The 20,355-nt window shown below is 31.5% G+C and carries 19 protein-coding genes; 11 read left to right on the top strand and 8 right to left on the bottom strand.

Translation table 11 applies throughout. The annotated features are described in order from the left end of the window. Nucleotides 1-80: 80 nt before the first annotated feature. From AACQ14_RS17875 to AACQ14_RS17860, 4 genes are all read right to left on the bottom strand, one after another. Nucleotides 81-1,088 (bottom strand): lipoate--protein ligase, encoded by a 1,008-nt coding sequence (locus AACQ14_RS17875; RefSeq protein WP_339364947.1) that lies wholly within the window; start codon nt 1,086-1,088, stop codon nt 81-83. Further along, nucleotides 1,078-2,835 (bottom strand): dihydrolipoyl dehydrogenase, encoded by a 1,758-nt coding sequence (lpdA, locus tag AACQ14_RS17870; protein WP_339364946.1) that lies wholly within the window; start codon nt 2,833-2,835, stop codon nt 1,078-1,080. The genes AACQ14_RS17875 and lpdA overlap by 11 nt, the downstream gene beginning before the upstream one ends. Nucleotides 2,836-2,924: 89 nt before the next feature. Further along, a complete protein-coding gene (locus AACQ14_RS17865) occupies nt 2,925-3,278 on the bottom strand; it encodes a carboxymuconolactone decarboxylase family protein (protein ID WP_339364945.1) in 354 nt (117 codons plus the stop codon). A gap of 135 nt (nt 3,279-3,413) precedes the next feature. After that, complete coding sequence (locus AACQ14_RS17860; RefSeq protein ID WP_339364944.1) at nt 3,414-3,839, bottom strand: MarR family winged helix-turn-helix transcriptional regulator; 426 nt, start codon at nt 3,837-3,839, stop codon at nt 3,414-3,416. Nucleotides 3,840-4,153: 314 nt separating this feature from the next. Here AACQ14_RS17860 and AACQ14_RS17855 point away from each other — a divergent pair, with 314 nt between their 5' ends. The 9 genes from AACQ14_RS17855 to AACQ14_RS17815 all read left to right on the top strand — a co-directional run bounded on the left by AACQ14_RS17855 (nt 4,154) and on the right by AACQ14_RS17815 (nt 13,961). Continuing rightward, nucleotides 4,154-5,164, top strand: coding sequence for a LacI family DNA-binding transcriptional regulator (locus tag AACQ14_RS17855; RefSeq protein ID WP_339364943.1), 1,011 nt, complete (start codon nt 4,154-4,156; stop codon nt 5,162-5,164). Between the two features lie 142 nt (nt 5,165-5,306). Further along, nucleotides 5,307-6,350, top strand: coding sequence for an aldo/keto reductase (locus AACQ14_RS17850; protein ID WP_339364942.1), 1,044 nt, complete (start codon nt 5,307-5,309; stop codon nt 6,348-6,350). 17 nt (nt 6,351-6,367) lie between these two features. Beyond that, entirely contained in the window at nt 6,368-7,405 is a 1,038-nt protein-coding gene (locus AACQ14_RS17845) for a galactitol-1-phosphate 5-dehydrogenase (protein ID WP_339364941.1), read from the top strand. Nucleotides 7,406-7,420: 15 nt separating this feature from the next. Next, nucleotides 7,421-8,284 (top strand): class II fructose-bisphosphate aldolase, encoded by an 864-nt coding sequence (locus tag AACQ14_RS17840; RefSeq protein ID WP_339364940.1) that lies wholly within the window; start codon nt 7,421-7,423, stop codon nt 8,282-8,284. Between the two features lie 9 nt (nt 8,285-8,293). After that, entirely contained in the window at nt 8,294-9,226 is a 933-nt protein-coding gene (locus AACQ14_RS17835) for a 1-phosphofructokinase family hexose kinase (RefSeq protein WP_339364939.1), read from the top strand. Nucleotides 9,227-9,419: 193 nt separating this feature from the next. Continuing rightward, on the top strand, nt 9,420-9,845 hold the full coding sequence (gene fucU, locus AACQ14_RS17830; protein WP_339364938.1) for an L-fucose mutarotase: 426 nt from the start codon (nt 9,420-9,422) through the stop codon (nt 9,843-9,845). After that, nucleotides 9,845-11,350: a xylulokinase gene (locus AACQ14_RS17825; protein WP_339364937.1), complete on the top strand. Its 1,506-nt coding sequence runs from the start codon at nt 9,845-9,847 to the stop codon at nt 11,348-11,350. The genes fucU and AACQ14_RS17825 overlap by 1 nt, the downstream gene beginning before the upstream one ends. A 332-nt stretch (nt 11,351-11,682) precedes the next feature. Then, nucleotides 11,683-12,783, top strand: a complete 1,101-nt coding sequence (locus tag AACQ14_RS17820; protein ID WP_339364936.1) for a helix-turn-helix domain-containing protein — start codon at nt 11,683-11,685, stop codon at nt 12,781-12,783. Nucleotides 12,784-13,556: 773 nt separating this feature from the next. After that, entirely contained in the window at nt 13,557-13,961 is a 405-nt protein-coding gene (locus AACQ14_RS17815; protein ID WP_339364935.1) for a helix-turn-helix domain-containing protein, read from the top strand. Between the two features lie 89 nt (nt 13,962-14,050). Here AACQ14_RS17815 and AACQ14_RS17810 read toward each other — a convergent pair whose 3' ends face one another. The 4 genes from AACQ14_RS17810 to AACQ14_RS17795 all read right to left on the bottom strand — a co-directional run bounded on the left by AACQ14_RS17810 (nt 14,051) and on the right by AACQ14_RS17795 (nt 18,717). After that, entirely contained in the window at nt 14,051-15,178 is a 1,128-nt protein-coding gene (locus tag AACQ14_RS17810; RefSeq protein WP_339364934.1) for a glycerate kinase family protein, read from the bottom strand. 34 nt (nt 15,179-15,212) lie between these two features. Next, nucleotides 15,213-16,556, bottom strand: coding sequence for a GntP family permease (locus AACQ14_RS17805; RefSeq protein WP_339364933.1), 1,344 nt, complete (start codon nt 16,554-16,556; stop codon nt 15,213-15,215). Nucleotides 16,557-16,707: 151 nt separating this feature from the next. Then, the gene (locus AACQ14_RS17800; protein ID WP_339364932.1) at nt 16,708-17,859 is read right to left on the bottom strand and encodes a CdaR family transcriptional regulator; all 1,152 of its coding nucleotides are present in this window, start codon (nt 17,857-17,859) and stop codon (nt 16,708-16,710) included. 18 nt (nt 17,860-17,877) lie between these two features. Beyond that, the gene (locus tag AACQ14_RS17795) at nt 17,878-18,717 is read right to left on the bottom strand and encodes an MBL fold metallo-hydrolase (RefSeq protein WP_339364931.1); all 840 of its coding nucleotides are present in this window, start codon (nt 18,715-18,717) and stop codon (nt 17,878-17,880) included. Between the two features lie 360 nt (nt 18,718-19,077). Between AACQ14_RS17795 and AACQ14_RS17790 the strand changes: the two genes are divergently transcribed. Continuing rightward, complete coding sequence (locus AACQ14_RS17790) at nt 19,078-19,545, top strand: hypothetical protein (protein WP_339364930.1); 468 nt, start codon at nt 19,078-19,080, stop codon at nt 19,543-19,545. A gap of 146 nt (nt 19,546-19,691) precedes the next feature. Next, nucleotides 19,692-20,330, top strand: coding sequence for a single-stranded DNA-binding protein (locus AACQ14_RS17785; protein WP_339364929.1), 639 nt, complete (start codon nt 19,692-19,694; stop codon nt 20,328-20,330). Nucleotides 20,331-20,355 lie beyond the last annotated feature (25 nt).

The raw sequence follows: 20,355 nt of genomic DNA, 5'->3' as shown, positions 1-20,355 counted from the left end.
TAACTAATAGTTTTATTGCCATATACTCCATATAAAATATAATGACAATACTTATTAATTAAGCCTTATAAAAATAAATTCTATATACTTTTGGATTTTTCAATGAGCCAAGCTGTTACATCATCTATAATCAGTTTATCTGCATCATCTGTAGAAATACTACCAATAGCATCAATTATTCTATCCATTATAAAAGGAACATCTAACAAACAAGAAGCCATCTTTTGTATTAATTGACTGTTCATGGCATCTGAATATATTTTAGCTTCTTTGATATGACCGTTTTTAAGATTCAAACCTAATTCAAAACCGCCCCATGAAAATCTTTTATCAAAAGTAATGTCAAATTTTGGAGCTTCTCCAAAACGCCATTTCCAAGAAGCATACTTATCATATATTTCTTGAATGTTGTAAGTATCATTGTCTACATTAATTACAGTACTAGATTTACCATATATGTTTTCAAAACTATCAATTAAATATCTTTTCATATTTTCAGTAGTTAAACTATCATTAAGCTCACTTAAATTAATGACTCTAGAACGAACTGAATCAATCCCCTTAGAACTAATTTTCTCCTTAGAGACTTGTAGATAATCAGTAAGCTTACTAAAATCAGTATCTATAAGTATGGTACCATGATGATAAGATGATTTATCCAAGAAATAAAAAGCATTACCAGAGAATTTCTTACCATGTACGGTTAAATCATTACGACCTGAAAACTCTGCATCAATTCCAAAGCTTCTTACAGCTTGCAAAATTACATTTAACTGTCTATCCAGATCATACAAATTTTTATCCATAACAAATGTAAAATTGAGATTCCCTAAATCATGATAGACAGCACCTCCACCAGATAACCTTCTAGCTAATTTGCCACCCTCGTTCTCTAATTTTTTACACTTGCATTCTTTCCAAGGATTTTGATTTCTGCCTATAACTACAGTATTATCATTTTGCCAGAGATACAATATTATTTCATTTTCATTGATACCACGTAACAAGTATTCTTCAAGAGCTAAATTGTACCAAGGATCTGTGGAGTTAGAACATATCATTTTTACATTAATATCATTACTTGGCAAAATGTAACGCACCACCTTCAGCAGCTAAAACAGCTTCATGTATAGACTCAGCTGTAGTTGGATGAGCGTGGATGGTTTCAATAATTTCATTTGTTGTTAATCCATTTTTTATTGCTAAAGTTATTTCTGCTATTAAATCTGTTGCATGAGGTCCTATTATAGAACCACCAATAACCTTTCCAGTTGATTTATCCTTAATGATCTTAACAAAACCTTTGCTGTCTCCTAGAGTTAAAGCTTTACCATTAGCCGCAAAAGGGAATTTACCGATTTCAATATCAAGCCCATCTTTTTGTGCCATACTTTCACTTACTCCTACCATAGCGATTTCAGGATTAGTGAATATAGCACTTGGGACTACATTGTAATCCATCTTAGTCTCAGTACCTAAAATATTTTTAACGGCTACTATACCTTGATGTGAAGCAACATGAGCAAGTTGGATTATGTTGGTTACATCACCAATAGCATAAATATTAGGTATATTAGTCTGCATTTTGTAATTAACTTTGATACCTTTTGTTCTTTCATCTAGTTCGATATTTAATTTCTCAACACCTATGTTTTTATAAGATGGTTGCCTTCCAACAGCCATAAGTACTTTATCAGCAGTTATAAACTTGGTTTCGTTATCTTCGGTGAATGAAACAATACATTTATCATCTTCACTCCTGATGATAGATTCTACTCTAGAACTTGTATATAGTTTGATACCACTATTCCTGGCTATTATATTAATCTCATCACAAACATCTTTGTCACATGCCAGTAAGGTGTTTTCCAAAAATTCTACTACTGAAACATCTACACCAAAACTAGAGTATATAAAAGCAAATTCCATACCGATAATACCACCACCAACAATAACTAATTTTTCTGGTAGTGTATCAAGTTCAAGAGCTTCTTTGCTTGTAATAACATTATCCAGCTCTATTCCTTTAATAGGAATCATTGATGTTTTAGAGCCAGTAGCTATAATAATATTCTTACTAGATATGGTTGCTTCTAGTTTATTATTTTTAGCAAACACTGTGTTTTTGTCAATTATTTCTCCAGTACCTTTAATCACTTTTACATTATTTTTTTCTAGTAGATATTCTATACCACTTACTAATTGATTAACTATATCGGATTTTCTATCAATAACTTTTTTCATATCTACTGAGATGTTATCAGCATGTAGGCCGAATTTATCAGCTTCTTTTAATTCTCTATATACTTCTGATGAGCGAACGATAGCTTTAGTTGGTATACAACCATAGTTGAGACATGTACCCCCAACTCTTTCTTTTTCCACTAAAACAACATTAGCTCCTAATTTAGCAGCTTGAATAGCAGCCACATAGCCTCCAGGACCGCCACCTATTATAGTTATATCACTTTCCAACTGTTGCTTTTGGGGTTTTAATAGTCCACCAAAATAATTAAAACTGCCTGAAGATTTACTAGTAGTTTTATTAGTATTCATATTTTTGAGTGGTGTTTTTTGTTCTGTTAACTCTTCAGGTGTTTCGCCATCAATTACTGCTAATAGAGAACCTATAGCAACTGAATCACCTTCATTGGCTTCAATACTTTTGATTATTCCATTAGCTGCTGCCTTAATAGGCATATTTCCTTTATTCGATTCAATATTAAATAAAATATCCTCAGTAGTAACTTTATCACCAACGCTTTTATGAACTTTTCCTACTTTGCCATCTTTTGCATGACCTGATAATTTATCTAACTTAACTTCAATGTTCATGATATCCTCCTTGCAAATATAATGTTATTAAAACTAATGTATTTAAAAATAAGAGGCAGTATCAACTGCCTCCGCTGTTTATATTAAATTTATTTGAAATCGCCTTCAAAAGTATCAATAGATTTCTTTAATAATGTTACAGTGTATGCCATAGAAGGTCCTCCGCCAAATGCTACTGCTACCATAGCTGCTTCTAAGATTTCCTCACGTGTTGCACCTGCTTCAAGAGCTTTGTATACATGGAATACAATACAATATTCACAACGGTTATAAGCACCGATTGCTACGCTCATCAATTCTTTTGTTTTAACATCTAGAGCACCAGGTTCATAAGCAGTACCTAATAAATTCATGAATGAACCCATATGAGCTTCATTTGTCTTACCTAAATCCTCTAATCCTGACATAAAGTCGTTTAACATTTGTCTTGGGTCTTTTGACATCTATATTACCTCCTAGTAGTAAAATAATTGTATATGCAATAGTTAGTATAGCACATATTATTTTAGATATCAACATCTATCAATAAATAATTGATGTTATCCTTTAGATACCTAGAAAAGTATATCTAAAATAAATTATTCATTAATATTATCTACCATTTTCTTTAAAACATTCACAAAAACTTCAAGTTCTTCATCTGTAATGTTCTTAGAAAAAACTTTACTAGCTTTTTCACCTTCAGGAAGTAATTGTTTTCTTAGGTTAAGTCCGGAATCAGTTAATTCAAGAGTGGTTATTCTTCTATCGTTAGAATCTTTTACACGTTTTACATAACCGTCTCTTTCCATTCTGTCAATTAATCTTACTACGGTAGAACTTTTTATATTCATTTTTTTGGCAAGATCAACTTGACTAATAGATTTATTTTTCCCTAGATAATATAATGCAATCCATTGAACTCTGGTACTCCCTAATTGAGTCAACCTTTCATTAAAATAATTCTCCATTTGTTTAGAAGCATTATTAGTAATAAATGCAACACAATCATCAAGATTGAACATTAAATCACTCCCTATATTATTAAGTAATTATATTAGTTTATTAATTAAAAGAATAATTTTATAAAAATATCACGTAATTAATTTTAGCAATCAATTAAATTATATTAAAATTATATTAAAAAGAAAAGTCTTTTTTCATAAAAATTCATTTTGGGTAATAAATTTATTAAATAAGTTTACTTTTTTATATTATCATAATATTATTAGTGTGATTACATAAAGCAAAACAAAAAAACTAATGTGATATTATAAAAAAACTTGTATATTAAAAAATCTATGATATAATTAAGATGACGAAACGTTTCGTGATGGAGGTGTATAATATTTCAACTATTAAAGATGTAGCAAAATATACTGGATTATCTATAGCAACCATATCAAAATACATTAATGGTGGTAATGTCCTAGATGAGAACAAAAAAATAATCCAAGAAGCTATAGAAGCCTTAGATTATAAAAGAAATGAAATGGCTAGGGGATTGAAAACCAATAAAACGATGACAATAGGGGTGTTGTTACCATCTTTGGAAAACATATTTTTTACCTCAATAGTATCAATAATTGAAGGCATTCTACAAGAAAAAGGTTATGGTACTATAATATGTGACTTCAAAGAAGACAAAGAATTAGAGCACACCAAACTTGAATTTCTTATAAATAAACATGTTGATGGTATTATCATGGTTAGTTATAGTGGAGAAAAAAAGCATATACAGAGTCTGATAGATAAAAAGATTCCTGTTATATTATTAGATAGAATGATAAGAGGGCTGGATTGCGATATAGTCATTGCAGATAATTTGAATGCCTCATACCAAGCTGTAGAAGAACTAATTATGAGAAAACATAAAAGGATAGGTATAATATGCGGACCAGAAAACACTTATACTGCCGATGAAAGAAGAAAAGGATATATTAGAGTCCACGAAGACTATAACGTTGAAATTGATGAAGAATTAATTAAAAACGCAGATTATACTGTAGTAAGTGGATACAAAGCACTTATTGATCTTTGGAATATGGATAAACGTCCTTCTGCAGTATTAGTAACCAATTATGAAATGACAATTGGTGCAATAATGGCAATTAATGATTTGAATATTACTATTCCAAATCAATTATCTTTGATCGGATTTGACAACATACAAATGGCAAGGATAGTAAGACCACCACTATCTATTGTGGAACAACCAATGAAGGAGATTGGAGAAACAGCGGCCAATCTTATGCTCAAAAGACTTAGTGACGATTATTCAGATTTTCCTTCAACTTATAGATTAAAAACAAAAGTTCATATCAAAGAGTCTGTATCGACCAATATATAGATTTTAACTATATTTGGTTGATATTACTTTATGCTAGAGCTAAACGTTTAGCTTTAATATTTTAATATAAAACTAAACGATATGCCAATTAATAAAGCAACAATTATTAAACTATAAATAATATAAAGGAGAGTAATGAAAAATGGAAAATAATCTAAGAAAAAATTTTCAAATTGCGTCAGATGGAGTAGACCCTAATATTATACCAAAGAAAATATTATATACAGGGGATGAAATGCCTGCTGTAGGGCTTGGTACTTTTGGTTCTGACAGATTCACTGCCAATCAGATATCAGATGCTGTTTTGGGAGCAATCTCAGTTGGTTATCGTCACATTGATTGTGCTTCTGTATATGAAAACGAAAAAGAAATTGGTGAATCTCTAGAGATAGCTATGAAAAATGGAATGAAAAGGGAAGACCTATGGATTAATTCCAAAGTATGGAATGATATGCATGGAGATGGTGACGTTTTAATATCTGTAGCAAAGACATTAAAAGATCTAAAGCTTGATTACTTGGATTTATATTTAATTCATTGGCCATTTCCTAACTACCACGCTCCAGGTTGTTCAGTTGATTCAAGAAGTGAGAATGCTCATCCATATATCCATGAAGAGTTTATGAAAACTTGGAGACAAATGGAAAGATTGGTAGACATGGGATTAGTAAGAAATATCGGTACTTCCAATATGACAAAAGCAAAATTTGAATTGTTACTTAAGGATGCAAGGATAAAACCAGCAGTAAATGAAATGGAGCAACACCCTCATTTTCAACAACAGGAGCTATTTGATTTTTGCATAAAAAATAATATTCAGCCTATCGGTTTTTGTCCTATTGGTTCTCCAACTCGTCCAGGTAGAGATAAAACAGAAAATGATACAGTAGACATAGAAGACCCAGTTATTCTCGCAGCAGCAAAAAGACTTGGGGTACATCCAGCAGTCGTATGTATCAAATGGGCAGTTCAAAGAGGGCAAGTGCCTATTCCATTTTCAGTAAAGAGAAATGAATATCTTAGCAACATAAAATGTGTAACAGAAAACCCTTTAACTGATGAAGAGATGGAAGCTATATCTAAGATTGATAAGAACTGTCGTCTTATCAAAGGTCAAGTTTTTTTATGGAAAGATAACCAATCATGGGAAGACTTATGGGATTTAGATGGAATCATAGCTAAATAGTGAGGAGGGTAATATCAATGAAAGCGGCTGTATTATACGCACAAAATGAAATTAGAATAGAAAATATTGAAAAGCCTGTTATTGAAGATGATGAAGTGTTGATTAAAGTAAAGGCTTCTGGAATATGTGGTTCAGATATACCAAGAGTCTTGGGAACGGCTTCTCATTATTATCCCAATGTATTTGGACATGAGTTTTCAGGTGAAGTAGTTGAAATTGGAAGAGAAGTAAAGAATGTACATATTGGAGACAAAGTATCAGTAGCACCTCTGAAACCTTGTCATTCATGTGTGGATTGTCTTAGTGGTAATCATGCATTATGTAAAAAATATAGTTTCATTGGTTCAAGAGAATATGGAGCTTGGGCTGAATATGTAAAAGCGCCGGAAGTTAATATAGTAAAACTACCAGAACAAGTTTCTTATGTTCAAGGTGCATTTCTTGAACCTATAACCGTAGTATTACATGGTCTGTTGGTAATGGATTTCAAACCTATGACTACTGTAGCTATAACAGGCATGGGAACTATAGGTCTATTGACATTACAATGTGCCAAGATAATGGGTGCAAAAGATATTACAGTGTTTGATATTGATGACGAAAGATTAAAAATAGCCTTAGAATTGGGAGCGGATAATGTAATCAATACTAAAACAGATGATATAGCTGAACAAGTTAAAAAAATCACTAATGGTAAAGGTTTCCAGATGGTTATTGAAACAGCAGGAGTGCCTTTTACAGAATTACTATGCTTGGAGATTGCTGGTAACAAAGGAAGTGTTATGTATATTGGTACACCTCATACGGAATTTGTCATACAGCCAAAACAATTCGAATATATGAATAGAAAAGAATTGACGGTAAAAGGTTCTTGGATGTCATATTCAGCTCCTTTTCCAGGAAAAGAATGGACTCTAGGTGCAAACTATCTTGGAACAGGACAGATAAAAGTAGAAAAATTGATAGATAGGGTTATTGATATTGATGATACAAAAAAAGCTTTTATAGATATAGAGGCAAAAAGAGTGTCGGGTAAAGTGATGATGAAATTTTAATAAGGAGGTATAACTATGCCATTAGTAAGCTCACTAGAATTAATTAAGAAAGCAAAAGAGAAAAAGGTAGCAATAGCGGCGTTTAATATACATAATCTAGAAACTATTCAAGCAGTTATTGAAGGTGCTAGTGAAGAGAGAGCTCCGGTAATAATTCAGACAACACCAGGAACTCTAAAACATGCTGGAATAGAATACATTGGAGTTATTGTAAAAAAGGCAGCAGATATGTATAATATTCCTGTAGCACTTCATGTTGACCATTGCCCATCTTTTAATACTATTGTACAATGTATTAAGAATAACTATACATCTGTTATGATTGATGGGGCTAATCTTGAATATGAAGAAAATGTGAAATTGGTTAAGCGTGTTACAGATATGGCTCATGCTGTAGGAATACAAGTTGAAGGTGAGATTGGAAGGATAGGTGGAGTTGAAGACGATATGTTTGTCAACAGTGATGAAGCTGCCTTGACAATTCCTTCTGAAGCCAAGAAATTTGTTGAAGATACAGGTATTGATACATTAGCAATAGCTATAGGAACTGCACACGGTATGTACAAAGGAGAACCTAAGTTAGATTTTGACAGGTTGTCTGCAATTGAAGCGATAGTAGATGTACCACTTGTTCTACACGGCGCTTCCGGTGTACCAGATGATAGTATCAAAGAGGCCATAAAACGTGGAATAGCAAAAATAAATATAGCAACGGAATTAAAAAATCCTATGGCAGAAGCGATTGCAGGGACATTCGCTAAAAATAAAGAGGAAAATGATCCAAGAAATTATATGGGAGCTGCTAGAGAAGCTGTAAAAGAAGTAGTCAAGAAAAAGATAAGGCTTTGTGGATCAAGCGGCTTAGCTGACGAATTCTAGAGGTGTATAATGATTCTTACAATTACTATGAATCCAGCTATTGATAAAGTCTATATAATAGATAATTATAAACTTGGAGAGGTACATCGTCCTATCAAGACGGTTGCCTCTGCAGGTGGTAAAGGGCTTAATGTAGCCAAGGTTGCAAAAACAATGGGTGAAAAAGTTGCTGCAACAGGTTTATTAGGTGGTTCTAATGGAGATTTTATTAATAATAAAGTTAAAGAGCTAGGTATAGAAAGTAGATTTATTAAGGTAAGTGGAGAAACAAGAATATGTGTTAACGTATCTGATACTGTTAATCAGATTAGTACAGAGATATTGGAAGCAGGACCAGTTGTATCAGAATATGAAGTTAATAAATTTATCAAGGTATATGAAGATATGTTGGATGATATAAAAGTGGTTACTATTTCTGGGAGTTTACCAAAGGGAATATCTGCTGATTTTTATAAAGTATTGATTGATATTGCTAAGAAGCATAATAAGAAAGTTATTTTAGATACAAGTTCAAAAGCATTCATAGAGGGTATAAAAGCTATACCTTATATGGTGAAACCTAATACTGATGAGATTAAGCAGGTTCATAGTGGTGATGTTAGTACATTACAAGGACTTGTAAAGGCTATAAAGTATTTTAAGAGAATGGGTGTTGAGGTACCTGTAATCAGTCTAGGAAAAGATGGGTGTATTGCTGGACTTGATGAGGGTATATACAGGTTTACTATTCCACCTGCCAGGGTTATAAATACAGTTGGTTCAGGGGATTCTTTTATAGCTGGATGTGCAATCGGGTTAGAAAGAGAATCGAGTCAGATAGATATGATTAGGATGGGCATGGCTTGTGGAACTGCTAATACTCAATTTGCTCAGACTGGTTATGTGGAGAAAGAATTGGTGGATTTGTATTTTAGTCAGGTAGAGGTAGCTGAGATAGGTTGATTTTATGGTAGGAGGGGCAGGGTAAATTGTAATAATCACTTGCCTTACTCTGAGAAGCGATCGGTCTGCGTGATTATTACAATTTACCCTTTTGCCCGTGATATTCATGTTTGGTAGATAAAAAGATTACAGTTAAATTATGTGGTAAGTAATAAAATAATAAATATATAAATTAATTTAGGAGATGATTAGTATGTTGAAGAAGATTCCAAGTATTTTATCACCAGAGTTGTTGAAAATATTGATGGAGATGGGGCATGGGGATGAGATAATTATATCTGATGGTAACTTTCCTGCTGCTTCAATGGCTCAGAGATTAGTTAGATTAGATGGGCATGGTGTACCTGAAGTTTTAGAGGCTGTTTTAGAATTGATGCCTTTGGATGTGTATACTGATGAACCTGTTGGATTGATGGAAGTTGTAAAGGGAGATACTTATGTTCCTGAGATATGGGATACGTATAAGGCTATAATCAAGGAAAAAGAGGGAGACAAAAAAATCTGTTATGAGGAAAGATTTGCATTTTATGAAAGGGCTAAGAAGGCGTATGCAGTTGTAGCTACTGGGGAGACTTCATTATATGCAAATATCATTCTTAAAAAAGGTGTTGTTGTTTAATGGGAGAGTTACTATTAGCTATTGACCAAGGTACATCGGGTTGTAAGATGACTATTTTTGATGTAATGGGTAAAGTAGTTTCTAGTATTACTAAGAGTTATGAGACTTATTATCCTAGTAAAGGTTTTGTGGAGCAAAATCCAGAGGATTGGTGGCAGGTAATTACTGAGGGAATTTCCCAGATGTTAAGTAGAGATAATATTAATCCGGAAGATATAAAAGGGATTGGTATTGATGGGACATCATGGGCTTGTATTCCTATTGATAAGTCAGGTAATGTACTGAGTAGAGCTATGATATGGTTGGATAGAAGGGCTGAAGAGCAGGCTGAATGGATGAAGGATGCAGTTGGTGAAGAAAAGTTGATTAGCATCAGTGGTAATCCTGTTGATTCGGCTTATATAACTCCTAAGATGTTATGGTTAAGAGATAATATGCCTGAGGTATTCAATAGGACTTATAAATTTTTGCAGAGTAATGCTTATATAGCATATAAGCTGACTAATCAAATTTCACAGGATTATTCTCAGTGTTATGGATTCCATTTTTTTGATATAAACAAAGGTGAGTGGGATTTTGAGATAGCTGATAAGTTAGGGTTATCTCTAGATTTGATGGCACCATTAATGCATAGTCATGATATTGTTGGTAGTGTTACAGAAAAGGTAGCCAAAGTAACGGGATTAAAAGTGGGTACACCTGTTGTTGCTGGTGGTTTAGATGCTGCTTGTTGTACTTTAGGTGCTGGTGTAATTAATGAAGGAGAGACTCAAGAACAAGGTGGTCAAGCAGGTGGAATGAGTATTGCGTTAGGTAAGCCTGTAATACATGAGAAATTGATTCTTGGATATCATGTTGTACCTGATATGTGGTTGTTGCAAGGTGGTACAACAGGTGGAGGGGGAACTCTTAATTGGTTTAATAGAGAATTTGGACATGTAGAGCAGGAAGAAGCTGATAAAAGAGGTAGTAGTCCATTTGTTATAATGAGTGAGGAAGCTGAGAAGATACCACCAGGTAGTGATGATATAATCTTTTTACCTTATATGAAAGGGGAAAGATCTCCTCTATGGAATAGTAAGGCAAAAGGTGTTTATTATGGATTGTCTTTTGATAAAACAAGAGCACATATGATAAGAAGTACAATGGAGGGCGTTGCATATGCTCTTAACCATAACTTGGAGACTGCTAAGGAAGCAGGAGTTGAGGCTGGTACTTTATCAAGTGTAGGTGGAAGTGCCAATAGCAGTGTATGGACTCAAATCAAAGCAGATGTAACTAACCGTACTATTCAGGTACCTTATTCAGACCATGCGACTACGCTAGGAGCTGCAATTCTTGCTGGAGTTGGTGTAGGTATATATAAGGACTTTCAAGAAGCTATAGATAAAACTGTAACTATCCAAAATACTTATCGGCCTAATAGAGAGTGTGTTAAAATATATAAAAGGTGTTATGAAGAATATATAAGACTAAGTGAATTATTAGTAGATTCATTTTGGTAGTAAAAATAGAATAAAAAAATACAATTATATATTTAGATGAAGCAGGGAATAGGATAATACTACTCTCTGTTTCTTGTGTTTAGAAAAGTTTAAAAATATGAAATACGTAATAGCCTTTACTTAACGAATTTGTTTCTCTAGTTCAGTAATTATTATTTTATATAAAAATTAACCAACAGTTATATTTTGAGGACTATAATTAACTATATCTCTATTGGTATATGGATTATTACACTGTATACTAGAAGAAGAATATTCTATTTAATAAATGTTTAAGAATGGTAATTACCTAGATTATTTTATTGGTTAGTAAAATTAAGGAGTGTATTATTATGAAAAAATTACAGATTGGAGAAATAATATATAGATTAAGAAAAGATAAGGGTATAACGCAGCAACAACTTGCGAAAATAATTGGAGTATCAACTGCTGCCATATCAAAATGGGAAAGTGGAAATTCTTATCCAGATATAACATTATTGCCTATATTAGCAAAATTTTTTAATGTTACTATTGACACATTGCTTAACTTTGATAAGGATTTAAGTGATGAGAAGGTAAAAGAGATATATGAAGAATGCGAAGAGCTTTTTAATAACTCAGATATGAGTACAGCCATTAAGAGAACAAAAGAGTATTTGAACAAATATCCGTCGAGTTATTTTCTGATGAGTAGAATAGCGTTTTTATATACTATTTATTCTTGGAAAACTGAAGATGAAGAAAAATGCACCCAAATATTAAATGAGGCTGTAGAATTATATGAAGAAGTAGTTTCAAATTGTAATGATACTAAACTGGTAGAAGTTTCATTATTTGCTTTAGGTAGCTTATACGCAACATTAGGTAGAGAAGAGGAGGCTATTAGTACACTTAATAAGATTAATAAAAGTCAATGTGATCCTGATGATATTATGGCAAGTATTTATATAAAACAAAAAAAATATCAAGATGCTAGGAAATTACTTCAAAGTAAATTGTTCAAGAGTATTAATGATATATCTAATATCTGTTTAAGTTTAGGAAATACCTATTGTATCTATGAACAGGATTATGATTTAGCTGAAAGATATTATAATCTAGGTGTAGATATAAAAAATTTATTTCAATATAATGGGAAGACAGTTTTTCTGTTAAATGAATATCTACAATTAGCACAATTATTCATAAATATTGGTAATAAAATAAAAGCAATAGATATGTTAAAACAGATGATAGATTCTTATAAAAATCATGATTTTACCAATATTGAAGGATTCAAGAAATTATGGTGTTTTGATGAATTAAAACAAAGTAAGTATCCAATCAAAATTAACATTTATGAAAATATATTGGTTCTACTAAAGCAATCAATTTTTGATCCTATAAGAGAAGAAAAAGAATTTAAGAAGATATTTAATGAAATAGAAAAATTGAATAAAATAATCAATTGACCTGAATCTAAAAAAGAAACAGATTATAAATTAGACTAATGAGTAATATAGTGTAAAGTTAATAAAAGTAAAATAAAATGTGATATAATAAGGGTGAAATATCTAATATACTCCAAAGACTAGATATTTCACCCTTTTAAGGATCATTTGCATAATAGACATATGTGTTGAAGATTCTAATCTAGTTAGGATAAGGGGAGTATGTATATATAATTAATCATGTAAGGGGAAGGGGAGTTAAAAATAAACAGCTCTCAAATTGAGCATAAAATGGCAGAACAGGATTATAAGTGAATTAATCCTATCTATCATACCCTTAACAATGATAATTATTATATTTATGTTTATTAAATTGTTTCTTGTCATGTGTTTAATATACAATGTCGATGTTATAAGCATTAATGAAACTTTACTACTAATGAATATTCATATAGAATATTTTTTCAGTGCAATATAGTTTACTTACTTGCCCTTTAGTTAAATAAACTATATTGCATTTGCATAATCTAATTATGCATTTTTGAATTGTTAACACTAGTAATACATTAACAAAACAGTGAGGTATAGAACACATTATATATAAATGAAAATAAGTAATAACTGAAATGGATATTATATTAACTTGATGTCAGTAATAATAACCAAATCGTTAACTACATTATAATACACATATTGGTTACTGTCAATACCTAATTTTGTATTAAGTTGTCTTGTTGGTTATTGCTATTTACAGTGATATTAATGGATTCTAAAATAAATGTGAGGTGGTTAGAATGCCAAATTTTAGCAATAGATTAAGATTATTAAGGAAACAGAAAGGAATGAAACAGCAAGAATTAGGAGAAATAGTAGGAAAGACTAAAAATAATATTTCACAATATGAAAGAAATGCTAGACAAGCAGACGATGATACAAAAATGCAATTTGCAAAATTTTTTAATGTATCAATGGATTATCTAATGGGATTAACAGATGACCCAACTCCTATATCAGAACTGAGTCATTTCGTAGATGTTGATAAAGAACTTCATAGATTTATTAATAATGTAGAAAATCTAGATGGACTGCGTTTTGGAAATAAACCAATGCTTGACAGAACAAGATTGATTATAACAAAATCATTGAAGCATACTAATGACTTAGCATTGGATTCAATAAAAAATATTAAAAATAAATAATTTAACACTTAGTTTACCTGCATTAATTAAAGGTAGGTAAGTTGAGTAAATAATAAGGGACTGTCCATAAAGAACAGTCCCTTAATTGGTTATACTACCGATACCAGTCTAATAATGGATTCGGTTGTTTTTAATAAGTTTTCTTCAGAATAATTCTTAGCAACTTCAAAGGCTTCCGGTCTTTGATTAATACTGAAGATAGAACTTATTCCTCTTTCATAGAGTGCATCAGTCTCATCACCAATAGCACCTACAATAGCAATAACAGGTTTGTGATGTTTAACAGCTCTATCAGCTATACCTACAGGTACTTTACCTCTTAAGCTTTGCCCATCAATCTTACCTTCACCGGTTATAATTAAATCAGCATCAACTATCAGATTATCAAAATCTACAGCATCAAGTAATATATTGATACCTGATTTTAGCTGGGCATCAACAAAGGCAACAAGACCAGCGCCTAATCCTCCTGCGGCACCTGAACCCTTATATTTCTGCAAGTTTATTCCTAAGTCTCTATTAACGATACCAGCATAATGCTTAAGGTTCTCATCAAGAATCTTTACCATTTTTGCATCGGCACCTTTTTGTGGAGCGAAAACATAAGCGGCTCCGCTAGCGCCATATAATGGATTATCAACATCACAAGCTACGATAAATTGACAATCAGATATTTTGGAATTTAGATTACTTGTATCAATAGTAGCTAAATAACCTAAGCCTTCACCAGTTAGATCTATTTCACTATTATCTTCTTGTAGGAATCTGACACCTAATGCAGCAGCCATTCCCACACCGCCATCATTTGTTGCGCTTCCCCCAATACCGATGATTATTTTATTACAGCCTTTTTCTAGAGCATCCTGAATTAGCTCACCTGTACCATAAGTAGTTGTCTTTAGAGGATTTTCTCTTCCTTCTACTAGAGGCAGTCCTGAAGCTTGAGCCATTTCAATGACTGCTGATCCATCATCTAATATTCCGTAAGTTGCTTCAATTTTGTCAAAAAGTGGACCTGTAACTTTTTTGGTTACTTTTATACCGCCAATAGCATTTAAAAAAGCATCTACAGTTCCTTCACCTCCATCAGCTATAGGTATCGTAATCGTCTTAATTTCTGGTCTAATGTTTTTAATACCTTTTTCAACTATATTACAGACATTAATAGAGTCCATAGTACCTTTGAAAGAATCTGAGGCAATAACTATTTTCTTCAAGTAATCAACTCTTTTCTATGTTAGTCAGTCTTTGTTAGATGAATATTACTCCTAGTATCATTATCATCACAATTGCTACAATACCTTGGACAAGGGTAACACCTGTTTGACATTTATAAGCCGTGGATGTATCCATATCACTGAACTGGGAGACAACCCAGAAATAACTATCGTTAGCATGGGATACTGTCATTGAACCAGCACCGATCGCTAGAACTACAAGTACTTTTGCCATTTCACTTGTCATACCCATATTAGCCATAAGTGGTGCAACCATTGCAGAAGTTATGATCATAGCAACTGTAGAAGCTCCCATCGCTGTTTTAAGTAACATGGCTATGATAAATGGTAATAATAATCCAATGTTATATTTAAGTAATGAATCGCTTAATGCATCAGCAAGTGGTAATGATTGTAAGATAGCACCAAGAGCACCACCAGCACCTGTAATCGCTAAGATGGATGCTGAATTATAGATGCCTTTTCCAATCCATTTAAAACTATTTTGCTTTTCAGACTTTGGTATTAAAGTCATAGCTAGGAAGATTCCTAGAATTAAAGCAGTAACAGGATTACCTATAAAATCAAAGAATGATTTGATGATACCTTCACCAAATGGTGCAGATGGAAAATCAGCTATTGATTTGAAAGCAATAAGAATGATAGGTAAAATGATAGGTGCAAATGATTTGAAAGCACTTGGAAGTTTACCATATTTCTCTAATAATTCTTCTACTGTTGTTTCTGGATTAGGGTCGATAGGGAATTTTGGACCTACTTTAATTGCATATATGTAACCTGCAAGCATAACAGGGATGGATACAACTAGACCCATTAGAATAACTAAACCTAAGTTAGCGGACAATGTACCAGCCATTGCTATTGGACCTGGTGTTGGTGGAACAAGACAATGTGTTGCATATAATCCTGAGCTAAGAGCAGTAGCCATAACAGCTAAAGATACTTTTGATTTTTCGGCCAAAGCTCTATTTATAGGGGATAAAATTACGAAACCAGAATCACAGAATACTGGGATACTTGCAACATATCCAGTTAAACTCATTGTAAGAGGTGCTCTTTTTTTACCAACTAATCTCAATATACTATTAGCCATTGTAAGAGCCGCTCCGGTTTTTTCCAGTATCGTACCAATTATTGTACCAGCAATGATTACAATACCAATGTTACCTAGGATATTACCGAAACCTTTTTTAATTGTTGATATTATAGAATCAGCAGGCATTTTTGTACATATACCTATAAAATACGCTGCCAGTAGCAACACTATAAAAGGATGCATTTTGAATCTTGAAATCAAAATGATTGTACCCACAATTGCAATTAAAACGATAATAAATAGTCCTATGCCACTTGTCATAATATTTCCTCCTAGTATTTTTAAGTATTAGATACCACTATCTACACATATTGAAATTAAACATCAATATTCATTTTATTAAATTCAATATATGTCCTTGATTTTTATAAGCCTAATAGAACTAAAAAATTACTGGTTCTATAGTAATTTTTTAATTCAACTTATCTATATTGTTTATATAAGAATATAAACAATATAGAAGCATTGAATGATAAAAATTATTTACATTCAATCCTGTTATCTGCTCAATCTTCTTTAAGCGATAAACAAGGGTATTCTTGTGAACAAATAGAGCTTCCGCCGTTTCATTCAAATTAAGATTATGTTCAAATAATGAATCTAATGTTTTATAAAACCATTCGGGAACTTTATTATTTTCATTTAGTATTGATAAATACAATTTCTTAATAAATGGCTCAGATTCATCTGTTTGTATTTTATGGAGAAGATATTTGGCTTGGGTTTCAAAATCGTTAATATCAAGAGGAGCGTTTTTGCTTATAGAAATAAGTTCAACAGCTTCGTTGAATGATTTTTTATATCCATATAAGTCGTTATAAGAATTACCTAAACCTATTCTAGTATCAAATGGTTGTTTATCTTTAAGGGTGTGTAAGATGTTATCTATATATGTAGAGCGTTTTTCATCAGCAATATCTTTGAAAATTATAAAATAATGATTAATGATACCAAAAAAATCATTATTAGTTATATAATTATTACTTGTTAACAGTTTTTCTATCTCTCCCATAGCATTGACAGATTCATAAACTTCATCATTAGAAAATTTATCTAATTTTATTACCACAGCACATCTTCGCAGTTTTAGATCCACATGTGATACTTTTGATAAACATAAAATTTCTTCTTCTGTTTCAGATATAGGATTGAATATTAATTTTCTTATCATTTGATTATTCAGGTCTTTTACAAGATTGACCTGTTCAGATATAAGATATTGTTCAAGAGCCAGCTCTACAGAATTTTTAACAAGCTTGGCAACCATTCTAACTTCATCAGGATGCCCGTAGACTCCTACAACGCCGATAACCTTTCCTTCAATATTGATGGGAAGATTAACACCTTGTTTAGCACCAGGGAATTTTTCAACATCACCTGGATATATTTCAATACTTTTTCCAGACTTAATAACATCATCAGCACCTTTATGATAGGTGGAAACTCTGTTAGGTTCACCTGAAGCAAGGATAAAACCATCACAATCCATAATATTAATATTACGGTAATCAATAACTTCCATCATTAAATTAACAATTTTTTGTGCAATATCTTTTAAAAACATACCTATCTCTCCATATTTTTATTTATCAAAATATAGTACTGTTCCAGTTGTATTATGAAAATATTTTTCACCAAATGCTTGTTTCAACTGATTCATGGCATTTTCTCCCGTACAATGTGAAATGCCGAATTTCTTTATGTCCATAGCTTGAAAATTATCTATGGTTTGGCGAATTCTATCCTCGTCAGCCCTAACCAAATGTGTTCCACCAATGATTGTATTAATACTTTTACCAGTACGCTTAATCAAAGTTTTCAGCATATTGATTACACCAGGATGAGAGCAGCCCAAAATAACTACTAGACCTTCTCGTGTATCTATTGCTAACATAATTTCATCATTAAAATCATCAAGAATATGTTCATCATTATTTTCAAGATAAAATCTAGGATTTTTTTTCTCAAATGAAGTAACACGTTCGAAATTAGAAATAATATAAATTCCTTTATCTATTTCTAATATATCCTCTTCCACAAAATGAGATTCAACATTATTATCCTCTAAAAATTCTTTATCAAAACTGTTTCCTAAAAATTTGTAATGAGTATTATCAAAGCTATATTTTTTTCTAAATGCATTCTTATGAAAATACAGTTTAAAGTCAGAAGTAACATTTTCTACAAAACGTCTAAATCCGCCTGTATGATCATAATGTCCGTGACTTAAGACGACCATATCTATATCTTTTAAGTCTTTACCAAGAGTAGATGCATTTTTAATAAAATCACCACTTTGCCCAGTGTCAAATAGTATTTTCTTATTATTCACTTCAATCAAAAAGGAAATACCATGTTCGTTCAATAAGCCTAAATGTTCTCCTTTAGAATTTTCTATAAGAGTTGTTATAGTTAATTTCATTGACATCCTCCTTTCTATTAAGATAAGTAGTTGCATAATATCAACAAATACATTCGATAAAATAAGATGTTATTATGCGCTTTTACTACTTTTTATATTATTGATTACAATTATAATTATAATTTATCTAAAATTAATATTCATTATGTATAAAAACAATAAATAGTGACATAATGTCTTGTTTTTTGTGTGTTTTAATAATATGAAAAATTATTTGTAAGTTATGTATTATTATACAACACATATAGCTGTTTATGTTAGCTAATAATTATTTTTTATTTTTAAGGATTATAAATTACTAAGTTAGACAATAATAAGTGATATAACTATTTTTATATTTTCAAAGGCAGGTTGCTATATATGAAAAAAATTATTATAACAGGTAATGATAAGTTAAGTAACTTAATATTTATTTTTGAAGATATCATGAAAAAAGTTAACGTGAAATATGAAATAGAAGAAGAGAGTAATTTGGTGACTATTAGTGTATTTGATAATGGTAAAACAAACTATTATGCTATCGCTAATGTAGATCATGAATTGAAAGATATTAACCTTGATATTCCTCTATGCAGATTTATTACTCTTGGATTTAATAAAAAATCTAGTGTTACTATATCAAGTTTGGGTGGTGATTTGGATACAAGTAAAACTCTAATCTACTGTATTCAAAGAGAGATAGACGAAGATGATACGATAATTGAGCCACAAGAATTTCCTGTATTTATTAAATCGTCTTGGGGACACGATATATATAATATAATGTCAGCTGTAACTGCTGTAATGTTAATAGATAGGAGTATTAGTGATAAATTAAATTCCATGTAAGAAGAATTAAAAATCTGCTTCTAAAAATCAATCATTTTGAATAAAGATAAATATAGATAAACATTAAACATATGAATATATATTGAATGATAATTTTTCTAAGGAGAAGGGTTAACGTTTAATATAATGGAAGGGAGATAAGTATCATGGAAGATAATGTTATCAGAAACAATCAAGTCAATTTAATAGGAAAAATACATTCTACATTTGAATTCAGCCATGAAGTATATGGAGAGGGGTTTTATAATTTTAATGTAGAAATATCAAGACTAAGTGATAACTCTGATATAATACCTATAATGGTATCGGAACGTCTTATTGACACAACTAGTGATTTGAGAGGTAAGATAGTAGATATTCAAGGACAATTTCGTTCTTATAACAGACAAATTGAGGGTAAAAATAGATTAGTTTTAACAGTTTTCGCTAGAGAAATCTCTATTTTTGAAGAAGAAGAGATTAAGAGAAACCCTAATTACATATATTTAGATGGTTATATTTGTAAGCCTCCAATGTATAGAACAACACCTTTTGGAAGAGAGATTACAGATATTTTATTGGCTGTTAATCGTCCTTATAACAAATCGGATTATATTCCATGTATTTGCTGGGGAAGAAATGCAAGATATGCAGAAAAATTCAATGTTGGTGATAGAATAAAAATATGGGGCAGGATACAGAGCAGGGAGTATCAAAAAAAATTAAGTGAGAATGAGTCCATAAGTAAGGTTGCTTATGAGGTTTCGATTTCTAAGATAGAGGTGCATGAGGAAGAGATTAAGTGAGTTAGGGGAGTTATGTATAAATTAT

The organism is Vallitalea maricola (genome assembly GCF_036985595.1).
Classification (GTDB): Bacteria; Bacillota; Clostridia; order Lachnospirales; family Vallitaleaceae; genus Vallitalea; species Vallitalea maricola.
Note: the sequence above shows the minus strand (reverse complement) of the source record. Positions and strands in the feature narration are given on the sequence as shown.